The 16,009-nt window shown below is 62.1% G+C and carries 16 protein-coding genes; 10 read left to right on the forward strand and 6 right to left on the reverse strand.

Annotation, left to right across the window (positions count from 1 at the left end; genetic code table 11):
* Window positions 1–188: 188 nt before the first annotated feature.
* The 7 genes from J3489_RS04165 (at window position 189) to J3489_RS38530 (ending at window position 7,044) form a co-directional block, all read left to right on the forward strand.
* Entirely contained in the window at window positions 189–743 is a 555-nt protein-coding gene (locus tag J3489_RS04165; RefSeq protein WP_242539760.1) for a bacteriohemerythrin, read from the forward strand.
* Between the two features lie 30 nt (window positions 744–773).
* Entirely contained in the window at window positions 774–1,766 is a 993-nt protein-coding gene (locus J3489_RS04170) for a PDR/VanB family oxidoreductase (protein ID WP_206996432.1), read from the forward strand.
* Window positions 1,767–1,811: 45 nt separating this feature from the next.
* Entirely contained in the window at window positions 1,812–3,113 is a 1,302-nt protein-coding gene (locus tag J3489_RS04175; protein WP_206996433.1) for a Rieske 2Fe-2S domain-containing protein, read from the forward strand.
* Window positions 3,114–3,137: 24 nt separating this feature from the next.
* The gene (locus J3489_RS04180; RefSeq protein WP_206996434.1) at window positions 3,138–4,406 is read left to right on the forward strand and encodes a Rieske 2Fe-2S domain-containing protein; all 1,269 of its coding nucleotides are present in this window, start codon (window positions 3,138–3,140) and stop codon (window positions 4,404–4,406) included.
* 10 nt (window positions 4,407–4,416) lie between these two features.
* Complete coding sequence (locus J3489_RS04185) at window positions 4,417–5,244, forward strand: SDR family NAD(P)-dependent oxidoreductase (RefSeq protein WP_206996435.1); 828 nt, start codon at window positions 4,417–4,419, stop codon at window positions 5,242–5,244.
* Between the two features lie 5 nt (window positions 5,245–5,249).
* Window positions 5,250–6,197, forward strand: a complete 948-nt coding sequence (locus tag J3489_RS04190) for an alpha/beta hydrolase (protein WP_242539761.1) — start codon at window positions 5,250–5,252, stop codon at window positions 6,195–6,197.
* 67 nt (window positions 6,198–6,264) lie between these two features.
* On the forward strand, window positions 6,265–7,044 hold the full coding sequence (locus J3489_RS38530; RefSeq protein ID WP_309491326.1) for a MarR family winged helix-turn-helix transcriptional regulator: 780 nt from the start codon (window positions 6,265–6,267) through the stop codon (window positions 7,042–7,044).
* Window positions 7,045–7,172: 128 nt separating this feature from the next.
* On the opposite strand, the gene J3489_RS04200 is transcribed toward J3489_RS38530, so the two are convergent.
* The 4 genes from J3489_RS04200 to J3489_RS04215 all read right to left on the reverse strand — a co-directional run bounded on the left by J3489_RS04200 (window position 7,173) and on the right by J3489_RS04215 (window position 10,234).
* Window positions 7,173–7,595, reverse strand: a complete 423-nt coding sequence (locus J3489_RS04200; RefSeq protein ID WP_206996436.1) for a DoxX family protein — start codon at window positions 7,593–7,595, stop codon at window positions 7,173–7,175.
* A gap of 48 nt (window positions 7,596–7,643) precedes the next feature.
* Window positions 7,644–8,342, reverse strand: coding sequence for a pirin family protein (locus tag J3489_RS04205; protein ID WP_206996437.1), 699 nt, complete (start codon window positions 8,340–8,342; stop codon window positions 7,644–7,646).
* Between the two features lie 355 nt (window positions 8,343–8,697).
* Window positions 8,698–9,000 (reverse strand): DUF4148 domain-containing protein, encoded by a 303-nt coding sequence (locus J3489_RS04210; protein WP_206996438.1) that lies wholly within the window; start codon window positions 8,998–9,000, stop codon window positions 8,698–8,700.
* A gap of 268 nt (window positions 9,001–9,268) precedes the next feature.
* On the reverse strand, window positions 9,269–10,234 hold the full coding sequence (locus J3489_RS04215; protein WP_206996439.1) for a LysR family transcriptional regulator: 966 nt from the start codon (window positions 10,232–10,234) through the stop codon (window positions 9,269–9,271).
* A gap of 132 nt (window positions 10,235–10,366) precedes the next feature.
* Between J3489_RS04215 and J3489_RS04220 the strand changes: the two genes are divergently transcribed.
* From J3489_RS04220 to J3489_RS04230, 3 genes are all read left to right on the forward strand, one after another.
* The gene (locus J3489_RS04220; protein WP_206996440.1) at window positions 10,367–11,251 is read left to right on the forward strand and encodes an intradiol ring-cleavage dioxygenase; all 885 of its coding nucleotides are present in this window, start codon (window positions 10,367–10,369) and stop codon (window positions 11,249–11,251) included.
* 98 nt (window positions 11,252–11,349) lie between these two features.
* A complete protein-coding gene (locus tag J3489_RS04225; RefSeq protein ID WP_206996441.1) occupies window positions 11,350–12,417 on the forward strand; it encodes a maleylacetate reductase in 1,068 nt (355 codons plus the stop codon).
* A gap of 111 nt (window positions 12,418–12,528) precedes the next feature.
* Complete coding sequence (locus J3489_RS04230; protein ID WP_206996442.1) at window positions 12,529–13,215, forward strand: TetR/AcrR family transcriptional regulator; 687 nt, start codon at window positions 12,529–12,531, stop codon at window positions 13,213–13,215.
* Here J3489_RS04230 and J3489_RS04235 read toward each other — a convergent pair.
* Complete coding sequence (locus J3489_RS04235; protein ID WP_206996443.1) at window positions 13,208–14,155, reverse strand: hydroxymethylglutaryl-CoA lyase; 948 nt, start codon at window positions 14,153–14,155, stop codon at window positions 13,208–13,210. The two genes, J3489_RS04230 and J3489_RS04235, sit on opposite strands and share 8 nt — an antisense overlap.
* Before the next feature lie 88 nt (window positions 14,156–14,243).
* Window positions 14,244–15,998, reverse strand: coding sequence for an FAD-dependent oxidoreductase (locus J3489_RS04240; protein WP_206996444.1), 1,755 nt, complete (start codon window positions 15,996–15,998; stop codon window positions 14,244–14,246).
* Window positions 15,999–16,009: the final 11 nt, after the last annotated feature.

Raw genomic sequence — 16,009 nt, forward strand, 5'->3', positions numbered from 1 at the left:
CCGTAGCCGGGACGTCGGTGCCGCGCTTCTTCAAGTTCCAGCTTGATTTTCTGCCTGATTCTGCAAACTGATCTCGCGTCTCATTCAGATCGGCGTTTGCCCTACCTCGACAACCTTCACGCCAAACATTATCTTCGCAGGAAGATGTTATGTTTCGACGTGTCAACTGAGTAGGAATTGGAAGACAGATGAGTAATTTGGAAGATCACCGGATCATGAACGGCCTCGCTCCGGCGCCGTGGCCGGGCCCGGCTGCCGGGTCATCCATGGCGGAGTCGGCGGAACAAGCCAGGGCACAGGATCGTGTGCCCGCTGGCTTCGCCTGGCACGACGACTACGTCCTTGGCCATGGGACGATGGACGAGACCCACCACGAGTTTGTCGCGTGCGTACACACGCTGCTGACTACGGAAGACCCCAATCTTGGGATCGCACTCGAAGCGTTTGCCGAGCATGCGCGTCGCCACTTTGGCGACGAGGACGCCGCGATGCGCGAGACTGCCTACGGTTCAGCGGGCTGCCATATCGAGGAGCACGCTGCCGTGCTCCGCTCGCTCGACGAGGTACGCGCCCTGCTGGCCGAGGGGCGAACGGAGGTCGTCCGCTCCTTTGCCCGAGCGCTGGTGGATTGGTTTCCCGAGCATGTGCGGGTGATGGACCAAAGTCTCGCGCGCTGGCTCGTTCAGCGGCAACTGGGTGCCTCGCCGGTCGTCATCCGGCGTCGACTTCCGATCGCAGCCTGACTCGCTCTCCCGTGTACGCACCTGCCCCCTATGGAAGACCAATCGAATCCCATGAACAACCTGCTGCAAGTCAAAGTCGCCGCCAAGATCTGGCTGGCTGACGACATTGCCGGCTACGAGCTCACGCCGTTGTCGGATAGCACGCTGCCTGCCTTCGAAGCCGGTGCGCACATCGACCTGCACGTGCCCGGGGGGCCCGTGCGTCAGTATTCCTTGCATGACTTGCCGGGCGAACCGTCGTGCTACCGGATCGGCGTGCTGCGTGATCCCGAATCCCGAGGGGGCTCCATCAAGCTTATCGAGAACGTGCACGCGGGAGACACGCTCACGATCAGCGCCCCGCGCAACCACTTTGCCCTGCACAACGGTCAAAGGGACCGCTCGATTCTGTTCGCGGGCGGCATCGGCATCACGCCCATCCTCTGCATGGCGCAGCAACTCGCGCGCGAGCACCGCCCATTCGAGCTGCACTATTGCGGACGCACCCTGTCTCGCATGGCATTCATCGACCGTCTGCAACAAGCGCAATCCGGCGACGAGTCGCAAGTGCACGTGCACGTCGACAATGGGACTTCGGGCCAGCAACTCGATGCCCGCTCCGCGATCGGTGCGCCGGCATCCGACAAGCATCTGTACGTGTGCGGGCCTGCCGGCTTCATGAATCACATCCTGCAGACTGCGCGCGAGATGGGTTGGGACGAAGGACACCTGCATCGCGAATATTTCGCTGCAGCGCCACTCGAGTCTTCGGAGGACGAGCGCTTCGAAATCGAGATACGTAGCAGTGGCGAGGTCATCGAGGTCGCCGACGGCCAAAGCGCCGCGCACGCCTTGCTCGATGCCGGGTTCGATCTGCCGCTGTCCTGCGAGCAGGGTGTCTGCGGCACCTGCATGACGAAGGTGGTGGCCGGTGTGCCCGACCATCGCGACCTTTATCTGACGGACGACGAGCACGCACGCAACGATTGCTTCATGCCGTGCTGCTCGCGTGCCAAGACTTCCCGGCTGGTGCTCGATCTTTGATGCCGTCTGTCACTTACCGCCAAACACTGTAGCGAGGGGATCAACATGTTGACCAAGCAAGACAACGAACTGATGTGCCGTATCGGAGCGGGGACGGCCATGGGCGACGCGATGCGCCGTTTCTGGCTGCCCGTGATCCAGTCGTCGGACATGCCGCAGGCGAATGGAGAACCGCGGACGATCGAACTGTTGGGAGAACGGTTTGTCGTGTGGCGCGACCAGCAGGGCCGGCCTGGCCTCTACGCAGAAGGCTGCCTGCACCGGGGGGCGTCCATGCAGCTGGCCCGCTCCGAGGGCGATGGCCTGCGCTGCATCTACCACGGCTGGAAGTTTGCAGTGGACGGGACGGTCCTGGAAACACCGAACGTCGAGGATCCGAAATTCAAGGAGCGCATCAAGGGCCGAACCTATCCGGTGCGGGAAGCGGGGGGCCTCCTCTGGGCTTATCTGGGCCCACAGGGTGACGCGCCGCCCTTCCCGCACTGGGCCTTCATGGACCAGCCGGACGCGCACCGCATCAACGCCTGCGCAGTTCTCAACGCCAATTTTATTCAGGTGATCGAAGGTCTGGTCGACTCCTCGCATTTGACCGTGCTTCATAGTTCCGCACTGGCCAGGACCCATGACTCCAATCTCGACTATGCGAAGAAGACGTCGCATATGCAATTCGACGCGGCGCCCAAGATCGAAGCCGACGAGACGGACTTTGGCTTCCACTATGTCGCAATCCGCCAGACCGGGGGCAAGCGCATCGCTCGAGTCACGGCATTCATCACACCCTGCTTTATCGCCAATGCGAACGGAGATATTTGGCTCGCGATCGTCCCGGTCAACGACGAGCGCTGCAACCTGTATCACGTATGGTGGGATGCCGACAAGCGCGTCGGCGAAGAGCCGTTGCGCAGCGAGCAGCTTGTGTTTGTGGGCCTCGATGAGCCGACGCTGCGCAAGTACGGCATGACGGCCGACACCTGTGACTCGCCGGCGGCCATGTCCGTTGCCAATGGCTTCCGCCAGGACCGCGCGCAGCAGAGAGGCGGCCACTTCACCGGCTTCGACAGCATCACGCAGGAAGACGCCGCGTGCAGCGTTTCGAGCGGCGCGATCCGCGACCGATCGCAGGAGATGCTGTGCCCCGCGGATATCGCGATCAGCCGCCTGCATCGCAGCCTGTTGGCGTGCGCCCGGGCGATACGCGACCAGCGCGACATGCCGGCGCTGCGCGCGGAAGTGGGCCGAGCCATCGGCATCTCCGCCGAGATCGGCCTGGATGAGGACTGGCGCACCCTGGTTCCGCACCATCGAATCGTTTCGTCCCATGGCGCACGTGCAGAACGCAGCCGATAACGAAAGTCAAGTAAGGAGTGTTAAATGTTGAGCCGCGAAGATAACGAGATTCTGAGCCGTGTCGGCCCGGGTACGCCGGGCGGCACCTTGATGCGACGCTTCTGGCACCCGGTGTGCACGTCGGCCCAGTTGCCCCATCCGGACTGCGCGCCACTACGCGTACGCCTGCTCGGCGAACACTATGTGGCGTTCCGGGATACGAAGGGCCATGTCGGGTTTTTGGAAGAGCTGTGCATGCACCGGGGAGCGTCGCTTGCACTTGGACGGGTCGAAGAAGGCGGCATCCGATGCCTCTATCACGGTTGGAAGTTCAGCGCGTCCGGCACCGTGATGGAAACGCCGAACCATGCCGACCCCAAGTATGCCGCGCGCCTGAAGGCGCCCGCCTTTCCCGTGCGCGAGGAAGGCGGCATCGTCTGGGCGTACGTGGGCCCGCCCGAACTGCTCCCCGCGTTTTCGCGCTACGCGTTCATGGATGCCGAGCCGGGCCACCGCGTCGTCCTGCGCATCAACGTCGCCTGCAACTACTTGCAGCTGGTCGAGGGCGGAGAAGACAGCTCGCATGTCGGCGTGCTGCATACCAACATGGCGCGCCCGGGCTGGAAGGATAACGAGTTCACTCGCAACTCGGACGCGGTCAATCCCGCCGCGCTGGCTTCCAACGACCTGGAGCCGGTACTGAAGATCGAGGATACGGCGTTCGGCTTCCACTATGTCGCGTTGCGTAAGACGGACGACCCGCAGCTCCGCAATGCGCGCGTGGTCCCGTTCATCGTGCCCTATGGCCGCATCATCCCCGCCCCTGCCTTCCTGTTTACCGTCCTCGAAGTTCCCGAAGACGACACGCACACGAGCACCTACATCGTCGTGCACGGCAACGCGCCGGTCGCCGAAGAGAAGATCATCGAGCTGCTGGGACTGGACGATCCACGGTACTACGACCGCAAAACCAGCACCTTTTCGGCGAGCTGGCTGGACACGTTCGGTCAGAGCCGCGAGTTGATGAAGGAGAATTGGACCGGCTTGCGCGGCGTCGAAGTGGAGGACGCCGCGATCGGGCTTTCCCAGGGGCCCCTCTACGACCGTTCGCGCGAGCACCTGGTGCCCGCCGACCAGGCGGTCGTGCGCGTGCGCCGCGTGCTCCTGGAATCGATCAAGCGGGTCATGGAGAACAAGCAGCCGGCTGCGCTCGGCCTCGACCTGCGCGGCGTGAGCGCCTGCGACAGACCGCTCGAAGAGGGTGCCGCCTGGCAGGATCTGCTGCCGTCGCATCGCCAAGCGGCGCTAGCCTGAGGAGGAACACATGACCACCCATCACATCAGCAACACCCTTCCGGACTACTTGTCCCTGTTGCGGCTCGACGGCCGTGGCTTTGTGGTGCTGGGCGCCGGCCAGGGCATCGGCGAGCAAACCGTCCATGCGCTCGCGCAAGCGGGTGCCCGCGTGCTTTGCGTCGACAAGGAGGAACCACTCGCTCGAAACATCGCCGAAGCCGCGGGCGGCATCCCGTGCGCCGCCGACGCGACATCGCGCGCCGACATGCAGCGCGTGTTCGATACGGCGCGCGAGCACTTCGGACGCGTCCATGGGGTCGTCGACATTATCGGCGTGGCGGGCATCAAGCCGCTGTCGGCCGTCGACGATGCCTCGTGGGACCAGCAGTTCGACATCGTGGTGCGCCATGCCTACCTGGCCATTCAGATCGGCGGCGAGATGATGAAGGCCGATGGCGGCGGCACCTTCGCCTTCGTCGGCTCGCTCGCCGGCGATCGCGCGATACCGAATGAGGTCGCGTATGCATCGTCGAAGGCAGCATTGCACCATCTGGTGCGTTGCGCGGGAGCCGAGTATGCCCGCCACAACGTGCGCATCAACGCCGTGTCGCCGGGTTTCGTCCGCACGCCGCGGCTGCGCCAGCGCCTGGACGAAGCGACCTGGGCGGCCATCGATGGCGCGATCCCGATCGGACGTGCCGCGACCCCGGCGGACATCGCGGGCCACCTGCTATTCCTGGCCTCCGACCTGAGTGCCCATATGGCCGGCGAAATCATCAACGTCGATGGCGGCATCGGCGTGCTCGCAGCCATTCCCAACCTCACGTTCGCACCGTCAGCGACGCCGACCCCCTGAGTCCGATGAAGCCTTCTTCTCCCCCAAATCAGACCCACCCATCGCTTCGGGAAATCGCCGCGGCTGCCGCGGTAAAGCCAAGCCTGGCAGAGGTGAGCCCCGAGCAAGCGCGCGCCGGCATCGCCGCGCGCACGGCCGCCCGGGCGCCCGGCCCCCGTATCGACCAGGTCTTCGACCTCGTCGTGCCCGGCCCTCGCGGCGCAATCCCCGTGCGCATCTATCACCCCGCTGGCGCCGCCGGGGTGACGATGGCCTTCCACGGCGGCGGCTGGTTAATGGGCAACCTCGACAGCTTCGATGCGGTGTGCCGGCATCTGGCCAACGACTCCGGACTGGCGGTGGTCAGTGTCGACTATCGGCTGGCGCCCGAGCACCCCTTCCCCGCGGCACTGGACGACGTGTGGGCAGCGACCTGCTGGACCGCCGAGCACGGCCATGAGCACGGGCTTCCGTCCGCGCGCCTGGCCGTGTTCGGCGAATCGGCCGGCGGCAATCTTGCCGCAGTGGCATGCCTGCTCGCACGCGAGTACGGCGGGCCGCGCATCCTCGCCCAGGCACTCGTCTATCCGGCTACCGATGCTCGGCAACAAGGGGAGTCGCTGTCCACCTATGCAGAAGGCTTCATGCAGCGCAAGGCCGACGTCGAGCACGCCTTCCGCACGTATGCCATCGATCATGGTGTGACGCCGTCGACATGGAAGCTCTCGCCGTTCCTCGCCGATCACCATGCGGGCCTGCCCCCGGCCATCGTGATCACCGCCGAGTGCGATGCCCTGCGCGACGATGGCGAAGCCTATGCCCGGAAACTGGCCGAAGCGGGCGTCCCCGTGACGTGCGTGCGCTACCTCGGCATGCTGCATACCTTTTACGGCATGCGCGGCCAAGTCGATGCCGCGGCACTCGCCCAGCGCCAGTTAGCCGACATGTTGCGCACCGCGGTGCAGGCCGCCTAGCCGCATCGAAGAGGCGCCCGCAGCCGAGCGGGCCCTGCCCATTCTCACCGAAGCAATACGGCGCGCCGTGCAACGGCGCGCCGCCATCGCGTTGGAGAATTTACGTACAATAAATAGTGCACGGTTGTATGGGAGCCCATTCCGATCGGCCGGGATCGCACGTTCTTCCAAGGAAGCCATCGAGATGAGCAGCGCCGCGAAGCAACCCGCGTCTAACCGAACCCGCAAGAATGCAGTGCTGGAGCAGCCGGAGCCCGTCAGGAAATCGAATCTTCGTAGCAGCAGCCACATCGAGTTCATTACGCTGCAGTGGCAGCATGAACACAGCGAGCTCGATCTCTCCAACTTCCTGCTCGCAATCTATATGATGCGGATCGGCACGCTCGTGGAACAGGCGTTCGACAAAATGTGCCAGGGCCTATGCGGTATCAGCGGGTCGGACATGCGAGTGCTGCTGGCACTGCGCCGCGGCGGCCACCCGTATGCGAAGCGCCCGACAGACTTGTATCGAGCGTTGCTCGTGACCTCCGGCGCGATCACCAAGAAGATCGACCGGCTCGCGAGCCTCGGCATGGTGGAACGCCAGCCTGACCCGAGTCACGGCGGCGGGTTCATCGTCCACCTGACCAAGAAAGGCCTCGACATTGTCGAGAAGGCGATCGTGAAGCTCGCCGAGGAATCGTCGATCGCGCCTGCGATGGCGCACTTTTCAGAAGCGGAACGCGCCGCCGGCAATGCGTTCTGTCTGCGGACACTGGCGTTGATGGAAGAATTGGTACTGCCGGGTCTCGAAGAGCCCGACGACACCTCGTCGAAGCCTCGCATCAAAGGCACACGGCGCAAATGAATATGCAGAACGTCCAGGTGGGTGATGCCTCCAACTGCCCGCCCCTCCGCTTGCGCTCAGCGTGCACCCGGAGGGTCCGATGACGAAACGGAGGGCGTTGCCGCCGACGACACTATCGCGTCGCTGCCTTAGCGCGCATCCAGAGACGGCACGTGCGAACCGCCCCGTCCGGACCGCGCGTCCAGGCTGAACGCGCCCGCACCGAAATAGGCGATCTGCAGGAGGCCACCAGCCATCATCACGTTCTTGAGGAAGTGGATCATCTGGTTTTGATCTGCGAAGTTGTGGTGAAAGAAAATCGCAGTGACCACGCAGAACACCGCCATCGCCAGCGACACGAAACGCGCCCTGTAGCCCGACAGCAGCAGCAGGCCGCCGCCCAGTTCGGTCAGCACGGCAACCATGAACGCGAGCGGCGGCACGGGCAGGCCCATGGCCGCGATATAGCCGACCGTCGCAGCGTACGATCCGAGCTTGCCCAGCCCGCTCATGACAAACGGCGCCCCGATCATGATGCGACCCAACAGCGGAAGAAATTTGAAACGTTCCATTACGTTCTCCTGAAATGAATTTGCGTAGGTGGAATGCGAAAAAGGGAATTAGCCGGCGTCCACCATCACCAGCTCAGAATCTTCAAGGGCCGAAATCTGCGCCGCAGCGACTTTCGTGATCGCCACGCCGTCTAGCGGCCCAATGGGCTCGCCATTCACTTCGATGCGTCCCGAGGCCGCGACGAGATAGGCACGACGCGCTGGACTCAACTCGTGCCGAACGCTTTCGCCTGCCTTTAGCATTGCGCCAAGCACACGCGCATTGGCGCGGATGGGAAGCGCATCTTCATCGCCGGCGAACCCGCTGGCAAGGACTACGAAGCGACCCGACCGGTCGCTTTTGGGAAACGGCTTGGTATCCCACGCGGGTTCACCACCGGCTTCACGAGGTAGCAGCCAGATCTGGTAAACCTTGAGCGGCAGCTCGCCCCGGTTGAACTCGGCGTGGCGTATGCCCTTGCCGGCGCTCATGACCTGGACATCGCCTGCGTGGATCGTGCCCTCGGATCCCAAGGTGTCTCGATGCCCGAGCAGGCCCTGGCGCACATAGGTGATGATCTCCATGTCACGGTGCCCGTGCATGGGGAAACCGCTGCCAACGGCGATCTCGTCGTCGTTCCAGACAATCAGGGGACCCAACGCGGCGTGCGCGGCATTGCCGCCGGCGCTGACCGCGAAATGGTATTTCGCGCGCAGCCAGCCGAGTTCCGCACTATCCAATGATTCCCAACGCCTGTGTGTGAGCATGTCCGCCTCCGTTTCCCGTCCCCGCCAATGCGACGTTTGTCACCTGTGCGATCGACCGAATTCGGCGCTGGTGCGGGCAATGAGACGAATGCTATATTCGCAACGAATTCCCGCATATCTCCTGAATTGAAACGCATCGTTGCCGCTGATAGAACGTTCAGAAGACCTCACGGCGATGACCAATGGCGATACCGTGGACAAGCTGAGCAGCCGCTGCTGGCTGGATACGCCAGTGGTTTTTAACAGCTGAGCAGCGGCTCTGGCCGCGCCGGGATTCCCGCTCCGCACGGATGCGGGCAGGAAATGCGCGGTCGCAGAGCGGGCAGTTCGGGATCTGCGGTTCGACTGCCGCAGTTCAGTGCACGGCGGGGAGTGACTGGCTCGGGGTGCGTCCGGATTGGGACGATGCGTCGGATTGGCCGCCATAACTCACTTCGGCGGCTTGAGCCATAGCGCGTTGCGCGCTGACTTTTGCCTCGGCAGCCTGAAGATTTTCCGGATAGTTAATCCACTCGTGGGGGTCGTAGCCGGCTTTCTCGAGTTCCGCCAGCTCGGCACGCACCTCCGCGCGGCTGACCTGCGGACTGGACTGGCCGAACGATACGACCGGCGCTGAAATGACGGCAGCAACGATGACCGCCCTCGTGATCGACTTCATGCTCATTCTCACTGAAATTGTTGTCAACGGCGCCACGAACCCACTTTTGGCCACGGCGGGACGCAGTGTAAGAGAGCAAGATACCAGGGCAAACCCCTAGCCTGATTGATTCACCGTTGCACCACTGCAACAATCGACACGCGACTTACCCGGCCACTCCGGCGCTCTACCCGACTCGCACACACCGGGTTACACAGCATGCCTGGTGGCGATCGAGAGCGTCGCCATCGCGGTGGAGGACACCGTTCCTGCTGTGCGCCGTCCGTCGTCAGCGAGCCTGGCTTCCCTGGGCGGTTCGTGCGGTGAAGGCATTTTTCGGCACTGCGTTCCAGCGATTCTCCAGATCCAGTTTCCTGACATGCTCGCTCAACGCATCGGCAAATACCCGAATCTTCGCAGGCTGGTTCCGACGGCTCTGGTATGCGAGGTTGATCGTCAGCGGCGGTAGCTCCCAGTCGCCCAACAGCGGCATCAGCCGGCCAGCGACGATATCGTCGTGCACGATGTAGAGCGGCTGAACCACAATTCCCAAGCCCGCACGGCCCGCTGCGCAAATCACCTGCCCCTCGTTCGACTCCAGCACCGCGCGGATTGGAATGTTGCGTCGCTCGCGGCCTCGCTTGAATTGCAGTAAATAGGGGTCCGCCGCGTGGCTATAAACGAGCACATTCTGATTTGCGATGTCTTCCGGCGTCTCCGGCACGCCATGCTGCGCAAGATACGCCGGCGACGCGGCCAGCACGCGGCGCGTATGCGCCAGCCGCCGCACGGTAATGCCCGAATCCGCCTCATGTTCGCGCGTGCGAATCGCGCAATCGATGCCTGCTTCAATAAAATTCGGGTAACGGTTCGCTGCTGTAATTTGCACCGACAGCTCAGGATACTGTTGCCTGAATTCCGGCAGCCACGGCGCGATATGCAGGACCGCGAATGACACCGAGCTCGTCACGCGCAGCACGCCCTTTGGGCGCCACGCCATGTCGCTGACAGCGGTATCCGCTTCCGCGATGTCCGCGAGGATTGACGCGCAGCGCCGCTGATACTCGCGTCCTGCATCCGTGAGCCATAGTCGGCGCGTGGTCCGCTCGACCAGACGTGCTCCTAATCGGTCTTCGAGCGCGCTCAACATGCGGCTCGCCGCTGCGTTTGAAATACCCAGGCGTTCCGCTGCCTTGGACAGACTGCCGAGGTCGGCCGTCAACGCAAAAAACTCCATCTGCATGTAGCGATCCATGCGACGATTCTTCCGCTCAGTGGAAATATGTTTTCACTATAGCGCATATTTTTCCTTCTCGAACGCCGCTAGAGTGCCCACATGGCCGCTCCTCCGGAGTGAAGTCAGCAAGCAGGAACTCGGAGAGAGATCATGCGCAACATCAGCGAAGACACCATCACCCAGGCAGTGCTTGCAGCGATGTCTGGCAGTAAAAATGACAGGCTGCGCACTGTAATGACCAGCCTTGTCCAACATTTGCATTCCTTCGCACGAGAGGTCAAGCTGACCGAGAGCGAGTGGCTGTACGCGATCAACTTCCTCACCGATGTCGGCCATATCACTGACGATAGACGTCAGGAGTTCATACTCTTGTCGGATACGCTCGGCCTATCGATGCTGACCACCACGCAGAACAACCGCAAGCCGCCCGAATGCACGGAGGCGACGGTACTGGGTCCGTTCTTTGTCGAAGGGGCACCCGAATTCCAGAACGGCGAAGACATATCCAATGGTGCGGCAGGCTTGCCGTGCTTTGTCGCTGGCCAAGTTCGCGGTCTTGATGGCGAACCATTGCCGGGCGCGACGATCGAGGTCTGGCAATCGGACGAACATGGCTACTACGACGTGCAGTATGCCGACCCGCAGCAAACCGAAATGGAACATCAGGCCCGCGGCCGCCTGCGCACGCTTCCTGACGGACGCTTTCACTTTCGCTCGATTCTCCCCGAGGCTTATCCAATCCCGCACGACGGTCCGGTGGGACGGATGCTCGACGCGCTCGGACGACATCCTTGGCGCCCAGCGCACTTGCATTTCTGGATCAACGCGGCCGGGTACCAGCCCTTGATCACGCATGTTTTCCGCAACGGAGACAAGTACCTCGACTCGGACGCCGTCTTCGGCGTGCGCTCAACCTTGGTATCGGACTGGATCGAGCACCCCCCGGGCGCGGCACCGGATGGTACGCAGATGGGCACGCCGTTTTACACGCTTGACTATGACTTCGTCCTCAATCCCGTCGGGCATACGCCATGACCCGGCGCGTCGAAATTTGCGCTCGAGGCTAAGACGCCGGCCTTGACTGAGCCAGCCAATCAGCGTTTTGCTCGATCAACCCGTCTTCGAGGTCCACCGTGTCCACATCTGACTTTGTCTTTAACGGTCGCGCCACGCGTGTTGTATTTGGTAATGGATCACGCAGCTATCTTGAACGCGAATTGCTGGCGCTGGGCGCGCAGCGCGCGTTAGTTCTGTGCAGCCCGGAACAGCGTACGCTCGGCGCAACGGTCGCCGAGCAGTTGGGGAGCCGCTCTGCGGGCCTGTTCGATCGTGCTGTCATGCACGTACCGCTCGAGTTGGCGGTCGAAGCGCGAACGGCCGCCGTTTCGTCGGGCGCCGATTGCATAGTCGCCGTCGGTGGCGGATCGGCGATCGGCCTTGCCAAGGCGATCGCACTTGAGTCGAGCCTGCCCATTCTCGCCGTGCCCACCACTTACGCGGGCAGCGAAATGACACCCATATACGGGCTGACAGAAGCGGGCCTGAAACGGACTGGAACCGATATTCGCGTTCTGCCCAAGACGGTCATCTACGATCCGGACCTGACGCTGACCCTGCCTGTCGGCATGTCGGTCACAAGCGGCATCAACGCCATTGCGCACGCGGCGGAAGGCTTGTATTCACGCGACGCCAATCCGCTTACGAGCCTGATGGCGGAAGAGGGCATCACGGCGCTCGCGCGCAGCTTACCCAACATCGTTGCAAATCCGAACGACCCGTCCGGGCGCGCCGATGCGCTATACGGATCCTGGCTGTGCGGTGCGGTGCTCGGAAGCGTCGGCATGGCGCTGCATCACAAGCTCTGTCATACGCTTGGCGGCAGTTTCAATCTGCCGCACGCGCCGACCCATACCATCGTGCTGCCGCACGCACTGGCGTACAACGCCGAGGCTGCACCTGACGCGATGAAACGCATCGCGAAAGCAGTGGGACATGAAAACGCCGCGCAAGGTCTGTTCGAGCTCGCGCGTGAAAACGGCGCGCCCATTGCGTTGAAAGAAATCGGCATGCGCGAAGACCAGCTGGACCAAGCCGCCGATCTCTCGTGCAGCAATGCGTACTGGAATCCCCGGCCGCTGGAACGCGACGCGATTCGTGCGTTGCTGCAACGGGCATTCGAAGGGAGTGCGCCAAAGCCGTGAATCTGAAAGTTCACGGCCATTCTGCAGGTAAGCGATCCGCTGGCTGCGATATGGCCAGATATGCTAATGTGCATAGAGCTATCTACTCGTGTGTCGCAACAGAATCACGGCATGGCGCAACGTATCTTCACCGCTGCAAAATCCGTCCGGACACGTCGCCCGGCGGAGCTGAAGCGTGCCGAGCAGCAGCGAGCACAGGAAACCCGTTCAGCAATATTAGACGCCGCGTTGGCGGAATTCGCGTCCAAACGTTTCGATGCTGCAAGCATTCGCAGCATTGCAGACCGGATTGGTTTGCAGCATCCGCTAATCACATATCATTTCCGATCCAAAGAGATCCTTTGGCGGGCCGTTGCCGAATATGTATTCGAGCGCGTCCGTCTGGAACGCGATGCCAACCTGTCGGGCTCGAGTTCGGCAAGTGCAGTCGATCGGCTCAAATTGGCTTATCGAGCGCTATTCCGTTTCACTGTAGAGTATCCTCAGTTTCATCGTTTCATGCTTCAAGAATCGCTAAGCTACAGTCCGCGGTTGCAATGGATCGCAGATACGATTCTTAAGCCGCTGATAGATTGGCTCTTGCCGCAAATCCGCGCCGCTCAAGACGAGCAGGCTTTGCCGAGGGTCGAACCTATCGTCTTTCACTACATGTTGATCAGTCTGACGTCGACGCTATCGGGCTTTGGCCCTGAAATCTCGGCGACCAGCAATCTTTCGCCGTCCGATCCGGCGTTGGCCGATGCCTGGTGGCGTACCGTCGAGCAGCTCGTGTTTGAGAAATTTCCGGCAATCAGTTGATGGACTTGCGCGCCATCAGCGCCTTACCTGCACGCGCGCCGTTTTCCTTGCCCATTTTCCGACTCACCCACTCACCTGTCGATACGATTGCGTCGAGGTCGATTCCGGTTTCGATACCCAAGCCGTCCAGGAGGTACAGCAGATCTTCGGTGGCGACGTTACCGGTGGCACCTTTCGCATAAGGGCAGCCGCCGAGTCCGGCGACGGACGAATGGAAAACCGACATTCCAACCTGCAGTGCGCCAACGATATTTGCCAGTGCTTGGCCGTAGGTATCGTGAAAGTGGCCGGCCAGACGCTCCAACGGAAATACCCTCGAAGCGTCTTCGATAACGCGTTGGACATGTGTCATCGTACCTACGCCGATCGTATCGGCCATGTCGATTTCATCACACCCGAGGTCACGGAAGCGCCCTACCATATCGACGACGGCATCAACCGGCACCTGCCCTTGGTACGGACATCCGAACGAGCAGGAGACGCTACCGCGCAAACGCAGTCCCGCTTCCTTCGCCAACTGCGCCACCGGAGCGAAGCGTTTGACCGATTCGTCGACGGAGCAATTGATGTTGCGCATGGAAAAGGCTTCGCTTGCCGCACCGAAGATGACGACCTCGTCCACTTTGCTCTCTATGGCGGCTTCGAGCCCTCTCATGTTAGGCGTGAGCGCGGCATATGAGACACCCTGCACTCGCTCGATTCCCTCCATCACAGCGGCACCGTCCGCCATTTGCGGAACCCATTTTGGCGAAACGAAGGAGGCCGCTTCGATTCGCTTGACGCCCGCGCCAATGAGCCGATTGATGAGTTCAATCTTGACCTCGGTTGGCACAAGTTTGCCTTCGGCCTGAAGACCGTCTCTAGGTCCCACCTCGACAATTTGTACCCGCTGCGGAAAGCCACCCGCCCCACCCGGCGCTCGCGCTGTTAGCTCCTTCACTTTTCTCTCCCATTCCGTGCCTTAGGAACATAAGTCAACCTGTGTATTCGGCGTCTCGCGGACCGGCGCAAGACGCAGTCAACAGCACCTATTTTGCGAGCACGCTCCGCATGATGCGGCGAAGCTCGGCCGCCGGATCAGCCGCCACTTTGAAGCTCCGCCAAGCCACATGATGGTCCGGGCGGGTCAGCACGCAGCCACTGTCGCTGATCTCCCGTACGCGAGCCCAGTCGCCGGTATGGTCCGCGTACTTCTGTCGCGGGCCAATGACGTGCACGTCGATTCCGACTCCAAGTTCCTCGCCGACCTGTGCGGCGGCCTCAGCCCATGCCTCGCCTCCGAGCCCGGTGAAAAGAGTGAACCGTCCATGCCCGGCGAGGTCCAGCGTCGATTGCTGCCGTCCCCGTTTGTCGAACACCCAGGCGTGCGGCAATCGAGCGCCTGGCCACGTCGTCGACTGGTAATACAGTTCGGGGTCGCGCTCGAAGGCCGGTTCAGCTTGACCGTCCGTGACAATTGCACTCGAGCGATAGCGTTGATTCATCTCGACCCCATGAGCGTCAAGTTCATATCGCTTGAACGCCAATGCCTCGCGAATTTCCTCCCGTTGCTTTTCCGCGGCCGCAGTCGCTTGGCTGCGAGCATGCATGTTGGACTGCATGACCTCCGCATCGGTTGTTTCGTCAATCCCAAGCGCACGATAGAGCGGCGCGAATTCGGCAATCGATTGATTGGCGCGGTTGACGATCTGCTTCGCGATCGGGGCGCGCTCCATCGAATAGCTATCGAGCAGCGCTTCACCCGCTTTCCCTTTGATCACCGCTGCGAGTTTCCAAGCAAGATTGAACGCGTCCTGGATGGAAGTATTGGAGCCCAGCCCGCCGGACGGCGGGTGCCGGTGCGCGGCGTCGCCCATGCAGAAAACTCGCCCGTCTTGCATGCGAGTGGCATACATGTTGTTGACGGTCCACGTGTTCGCCCCTAGCAATTGGATCTCGAGATCCGGCTTGCCGACCAACTGACGCGCTATTTCGGTGGCCTTGGCCTCATCGACGACCGGAGTCGGTTCGTTGATGTCATAGCCCCAGACGATCAACCATTCGTTCCACGGCCGCACCATCCGTATCAGGCCCATCCCGATACCGCCGACTTCCGCGCCCGGCTGCATGATCGGGTAGAGCACCGCAGGACGATGCGCGACAAATTCAGAGAGGTCGGCGCGGAACCAGATGTTCATCGAGCCGCGCACACCCATCTTCCCTTCGAAAGGCAGCCCCGCGTTCTTTGCCACCCTGGAGTTCCCGCCATCCGCGCCGACCAGGTACTTTGATCGGACCGTGAACTCCTCTCCGCTCAATCGGTCGCGGCATAGCGTGATCACGCCGTCGTCCGTCTGCGTGTGGCTCAGGTATTCCGTACTCATCCGCGCCTCGGTGCCACGTGCGCAAGCCGTCTTGAATAGGAGCGGCTCCATGAACGTCTGCGGCAAATCGTTCATCTTTGTGGGACTCGCCAATCGGCGCTCCGCTCTCGACGTGGGATGCAAGCCCCAACTGGGCGCCCGGCCGATCTCCTCGCCCGTCAGACTTTCGCAGAAAACCGTTCCGCCCATGAGATCCTCATCGGTCGCGTGCAGGTAAGCCTCCTGCTCCACTTCCCGGCCGAGATCGCGAAGAACCTCCATCGTTCGCTGGTTCGTGATATGTGCCCGCGGCGTGTTGGCCAGCCAACGGTACATGTTGACGACCATATTCTCAACGCCGTAGGTCGAGAGCAACGCGGCACAGGCGGAGCCCGCCGGCCCCGTTCCCACGATGAGCACGTCTGTAGTAATTTCTGCCATTTCGAATCTCC

Source organism: Trinickia mobilis, from assembly GCF_017315705.1.
GTDB lineage: Bacteria > Pseudomonadota > Gammaproteobacteria > Burkholderiales > Burkholderiaceae > Trinickia_A > Trinickia_A mobilis.

Excerpts from the sequence above, each read along its gene's own strand:
- J3489_RS04210 (WP_206996438.1), bottom strand. The coding sequence starts at position 9,000 with ATGAAGTCGATCACGAGGGCGGTCATCGTTGCTGCCGTCATTTCAGCG.
- J3489_RS04230 (WP_206996442.1), top strand. The coding sequence starts at position 12,529 with ATGGCGCAACGTATCTTCACCGCTGCAAAATCCGTCCGGACACGTCGC.
- J3489_RS04185 (WP_206996435.1), top strand. The coding sequence starts at position 4,417 with ATGACCACCCATCACATCAGCAACACCCTTCCGGACTACTTGTCCCTG.
- J3489_RS04200 (WP_206996436.1), bottom strand. The coding sequence starts at position 7,595 with ATGGAACGTTTCAAATTTCTTCCGCTGTTGGGTCGCATCATGATCGGG.
- J3489_RS04170 (WP_206996432.1), top strand. The coding sequence starts at position 774 with ATGGAAGACCAATCGAATCCCATGAACAACCTGCTGCAAGTCAAAGTC.
- J3489_RS04190 (WP_242539761.1), top strand. The coding sequence starts at position 5,250 with ATGAAGCCTTCTTCTCCCCCAAATCAGACCCACCCATCGCTTCGGGAA.
- J3489_RS04205 (WP_206996437.1), bottom strand. The coding sequence starts at position 8,342 with ATGCTCACACACAGGCGTTGGGAATCATTGGATAGTGCGGAACTCGGC.
- J3489_RS04220 (WP_206996440.1), top strand. The coding sequence starts at position 10,367 with ATGCGCAACATCAGCGAAGACACCATCACCCAGGCAGTGCTTGCAGCG.
- J3489_RS04165 (WP_242539760.1), top strand. The coding sequence starts at position 189 with ATGAGTAATTTGGAAGATCACCGGATCATGAACGGCCTCGCTCCGGCG.
- J3489_RS04175 (WP_206996433.1), top strand. The coding sequence starts at position 1,812 with ATGTTGACCAAGCAAGACAACGAACTGATGTGCCGTATCGGAGCGGGG.
- J3489_RS04240 (WP_206996444.1), bottom strand. The coding sequence starts at position 15,998 with ATGGCAGAAATTACTACAGACGTGCTCATCGTGGGAACGGGGCCGGCG.
- J3489_RS04180 (WP_206996434.1), top strand. The coding sequence starts at position 3,138 with ATGTTGAGCCGCGAAGATAACGAGATTCTGAGCCGTGTCGGCCCGGGT.
- J3489_RS04215 (WP_206996439.1), bottom strand. The coding sequence starts at position 10,234 with ATGGATCGCTACATGCAGATGGAGTTTTTTGCGTTGACGGCCGACCTC.